The sequence below is a fragment of the Micromonospora sp. NPDC049799 genome (assembly GCF_040656655.1).
Classification (GTDB): Bacteria; Actinomycetota; Actinomycetes; order Mycobacteriales; family Micromonosporaceae; genus Micromonospora.
Window position 1 is genome coordinate 1 of sequence record NZ_JBFAMU010000434.1, and the last position, 4,126, is coordinate 4,126.

The following is a 4,126-nucleotide window of genomic DNA, read 5'->3' on the forward strand; positions in this document are numbered from 1 at the left end:
GGTAGTGGGCGAGCGCGACCGGGTCGATGGAGGTGTCGATCCCGCCGGCCGCGAGCAGTGCGGGCAGGGTGCTGGCGAAGCGCACCACGCCCGGCACCCACCCGGGCCGCCACCCGGACACAGTGCCGGAGGTAGTCCCCGGTCCGGCGGACCACCTCCGCGTCGTCGGTCACCAGGTCCCGGTCGGCGGACATGACCGCGCAGACCGTCGCGCCGAGCCCCAGGCCGGCGAGGAGGTCGGCGGCCCGGTCCGGGTCCCAGTCGCCGGGGGACTCGACGGGCAGCTCGATCACGTCGAAGCCCCACTCCCGGATCCGCGGTGCCAGCGCGGCCAGCCGGGCGTCGGTCAACGGCGAGACCCAGATCCAGGTGTTCGCGCCGATGGGGTGCACGTCTCTCCTCGTGGTCGGTCGGGGCGCGTCCGGGTCCGGACGCGCCGGACGGGGCGGGCGCGGGGCCGACGAGGTCAGTCCCGCGCCCGCCACGCGCTACTGGTTACCGCCCCAGTTCTGCGGGAAGCCGGGCATCTTCTCGCAGCCGCAGAGCGCGTAGTGCAGCGGCGGGAGCTGCGGCAGCACGTACTGGCCGAGGTTCTCCTCGGTGATCGTCGGCTGGGGCAGCACCCACTCCTTGGGCACCTGCTTGCCGGCCAGGATGTCCAGGGCGGCCAGGATCGGCGTACGCCACTGGTAGGTCGGGTAGGTCGGGGCCACGGCGGTGAGCTTCTTCTCCTGCCACAGCCGCAGGAAGTCCTGCTGGTCCTCGCCGGTGATGACCGGCACCTTCTGGCCGGCGTCCTCGAACGCCTCGGCGGCCGCCACCGAGGTGGCTCCGGCGTCCATCCAGACCCCGTCGATGCTGCCGTGGCGCTCCAGGTAGTCGTTGACGATCGTCTTGACCTTGGCGGCGTCGCCGTCGGTGAACTCGACCCCGACGACGTCCACGTCGGCCTTGTCGAAGATCACCTTGGCCGCCGCCCAGCGGGTCTCCAGCACGTCGACGCCGGGCAGGATGCGCAGCGCGAGGATCTTGCCGTTCTTCTTCACCTTGTCGGTCAGGAACTCCGCCGCGGTGGCGCCGAAGGCGTACCCGCCGATGGGATGGATGAAGGTGACCGGGCAGTCGGTGTTGACGCCCCGGTCGAAGACGATCACCGGCAGGCCGGCCTGGCAGGCCTTCTCCACCGCCGGTGTGAGGGCGGCGGTGGTGTTCGGCGAGACGATCAGGGCGCTGCACTTCTTGCTGGCCAGCAGGCCGTCGATGTCGCTGATCTGCTTGTCGTCCTTGCCCTCCGCGTCGACCGCGGTCAGGGCGGCGATCTCCGGGTGCAGTTTGGCCTCGGCCTGCATGGTGGTCCACCCCACCACCCGCCACGGGTTGTTGACCCCGGCGTTGGAGAAGCAGATGGTGTGCTTGCCGGCCTTCTTGTACTTCGCCGTGTCGACGAGCTGCGGGTTGATCGCCTGCAGCCAGGGCTGGTCGGCCGGTCCGGTGGGGGTGACGGAGCGCTGGGCGATCTGCTCGTCGTAGTCGGCCTGGACGAAGAACGACGACTGCTGGCCGGTGCCGCTGCCCGCCGGGCCGTCGTCGCCGCCCTCCTCGGGTGCGGTCGAGGTGCAGCCGGTGGCGAAAAGCGCCGCGGCGCCGCACACCGCCAGCATGGTTCGCAGTGGATGTCTCATGGCTTCTCCCTCGCGACGGGTGGCGGCGCGGCGTCAGCCGGACCGGCGCAGCCGGTGAGCGGCGTACGCGGCCGCGCCGATGATGATCAGGCCCTGCACCGCGTCACGGAGTGACTTGGCCAGGCCCAGGAGGTTGAGCAGGGTGAACACCGATTGCAGGGTGAGCGCGCCGGCGAGGGCGGCGCCGACGCTGCCGCGGCCCCCACCGAGCACCGCGCCGCCGAGCACGACGGCGGCGATGGCCTGGAACTCGTAACCGACACCGGCCTCGGCGGTGACCCCGGTGAAACCGCCGAGGAGAACCCCGGCGACCACCGCCGAGAGGCCGGAGATGACGAACGCCGCGGTCCGGACCCGTCGTACGTCGACCCCGGACAGGGCGGCGGCACGCGGATTGCCGCCGGCGGCGTACACCTGGTGGCCGAAGCGGGTGTGTGACAGCAGCAGCCACAGGCCGACGCCGAGGGCCACCAGGATCAGCACCGCGTACGGCAGTTGGCCCAGCCCCGGGATCTCCACCCCGAAGCGGCCGAACTGGCGGAAGTTGTCGGCCAGCGACCCGCGCGGAGCGCCGCCGGACCAGAGGAAGACCGCGCCGTTGAGGACCAGCAGCATGCCCAGCGTGGCGATGAAGGAGGGCACCCGCAGCCGGGTGGTGACCAGGCCGTTGACCAGGCCCACCAGCGCGCCACCGGCGAGCAGCAGCGGGATGAGCCACCAGGTGTTGCCCGGATCTCCGTCGGACAGCCGCGCGGCCACCACGACCACTGCCGTGACCAGCGCGCCGACCGAGAGGTCGAACTCGCCGGCGATGATGACGAAGACCTGACCGGCGGCGAGCACCGCCAGGGGCGCGCACCTGCGCAGGAAGGCCAGGAACGGGGCCGGCTCGACGAACGTCGGGTTCCGCCAGGCGATCAGCACGATCACCACGGCGAGGACCAGCCAGATCGGGGGTACGGCCCGCAGCAGCCGCCAGGCCCGCGAGACCGGCCGCTCGGGAGCCGCCGCGGCGGGCGGCGGGGCGGTCACCGTCATCAGAAGCCCTCCTCGTCACGCCGGTTGCGCAGCGCGTAGAGCGCCACCGCCCCGACGATGATCACGCCGCGGATCAGCGTCTTGAGGAAGGCGTTCACCTCGAACTCGTTGAACACCTGGTCGACCACGGCGAGGATGAGGACACCGGCCAGGGTGCCGGCGACGGTCCCGCGACCGCCGGCCAGCGCGGTGCCGCCAACCACGGCAGCGGCAATCGACTCCAGGTCGTACCCGCCGTCCGGGCCGACCCACGGTGCTCCCGAGCGCAGCCGACTGACCAGGAACAACCCGGTCAGGACCGCGGTGAGGCTGCACAGCACGTGGGCGGTGACCACCACCCGGTCGGTGCGCACCCCGGAGAGCCGGGCCACCTCCGCGCTGCCGCCGACGGCGTACAGGTGGTAGCCGAAGCGGGTACGGCGCAGCGTGTACCAGGCGAGGGCGACCACGGCCAGCAGGAGGAGCACCGCCACCGGTACGGGACCCAGGGCGTTGTAGCCCAGCGCCTGGAACTCGCGGGGGACCGAGCCGGTGAAGTTGGTGAAGAGGGCGTTGAGGATCCCGCTCATCACCAGGGAGGTGCCGAGGGTGGCGATGAACGCGTTGATCCGCAGCCGGGTGATCACGAGACCGTTGACCAGGCCCACGCCGGCGCCCAGCGCCAGGGTGACCGCGATGCCCAGCGCCATGCGGTCCGGATCGCCCTGCATGACGAACGACGCGCTCACCGCGGTCACGCTGACCATGTAGGCCACCGACAGGTCCAGCGAACCGCCGATCAGCACGATCGTCTGACCGACCGCGACCAGACCCAGCGCGACCGACCGGACCGCCATGTTCTGCAGGTTGTCCACGGTCATGAACTGGCCGCCGTTGAGTTCGACGAGCAGCCAGGCCACCGCGAACACGCCACCGAAGACGAACCAGACCGGTGCGCTGGACGCGCCCGTACCCGGACCGGCGAGACGCAGCGGGGCGGACGGCGACATCGTGGAGGTGGTCATGCCGCACCGCCGTCCGCGCCCACGCCGACGCCGGTCCGGTCGGGCTCGCCCGTGGCCAGCAGCATGATCTCCGCCTCGCTCGCGCCGGCCGGCAGGACGCCGGCCACGGTGCCCTGTCGCAGCACCACGATGCGGTCGGCCATGCCGATCACCTCGGGCAGCTCGGAGGAGATCATCAGGATCGCGGCGCCGGCCTCCGCCAACTCCCGCATGAGTTCGTGGATGCTGGCCTTCGCGCCGACGTCGATGCCCCGGGTCGGCTCGTCGAAGATGAGCACCCGCGCCCCGGTCGCGAGCCACCGGGCCAGCACCACCTTCTGCTGGTTGCCGCCGGAGAGGTAACGGACCTCCCGCGCGGTGGAGCCGCGCAGGCCGACCCGGTCGAGCAGGCCGCCGAGCGCG

At 72.0% G+C, this 4,126-nt stretch carries 4 protein-coding genes and 1 pseudogene; all 5 read right to left on the reverse strand.

The genetic code is table 11. The annotated features are described in order from the left end of the window. Positions 1-392: pseudogene (locus AB0I76_RS23875) on the reverse strand (hypothetical protein); the annotation flags it as partial. A gap of 96 nt (positions 393-488) precedes the next feature. Then, entirely contained in the window at positions 489-1,682 is a 1,194-nt protein-coding gene (locus AB0I76_RS23880; RefSeq protein WP_357039442.1) for an ABC transporter substrate-binding protein, read from the reverse strand. A gap of 33 nt (positions 1,683-1,715) precedes the next feature. Beyond that, positions 1,716-2,720, reverse strand: a complete 1,005-nt coding sequence (locus tag AB0I76_RS23885; protein ID WP_357039445.1) for an ABC transporter permease — start codon at positions 2,718-2,720, stop codon at positions 1,716-1,718. Then, positions 2,720-3,724 carry an ABC transporter permease gene (locus tag AB0I76_RS23890; protein ID WP_357039448.1) on the reverse strand — a complete coding sequence of 335 codons (1,005 nt, stop codon included), beginning with the start codon at positions 3,722-3,724 and terminating at the stop codon, positions 2,720-2,722. Before AB0I76_RS23890 ends, AB0I76_RS23885 begins: the two co-directional genes overlap by 1 nt. Continuing rightward, a partial coding sequence (locus tag AB0I76_RS23895) for an ATP-binding cassette domain-containing protein (RefSeq protein WP_357039451.1) occupies positions 3,721-4,126 on the reverse strand: 406 nt, incomplete at its 5' end. The genes AB0I76_RS23895 and AB0I76_RS23890, both read right to left, overlap by 4 nt.

What these genes read in the sequence shown, in the direction of transcription:
- AB0I76_RS23890 (WP_357039448.1), bottom strand. Translation starts at nt 3,724, where the DNA reads ATGACCACCTCCACGATGTCGCCGTCCGCCCCGCTGCGTCTCGCCGGT.
- AB0I76_RS23880 (WP_357039442.1), bottom strand. Translation starts at nt 1,682, where the DNA reads ATGAGACATCCACTGCGAACCATGCTGGCGGTGTGCGGCGCCGCGGCG.
- AB0I76_RS23885 (WP_357039445.1), bottom strand. Translation starts at nt 2,720, where the DNA reads ATGACGGTGACCGCCCCGCCGCCCGCCGCGGCGGCTCCCGAGCGGCCG.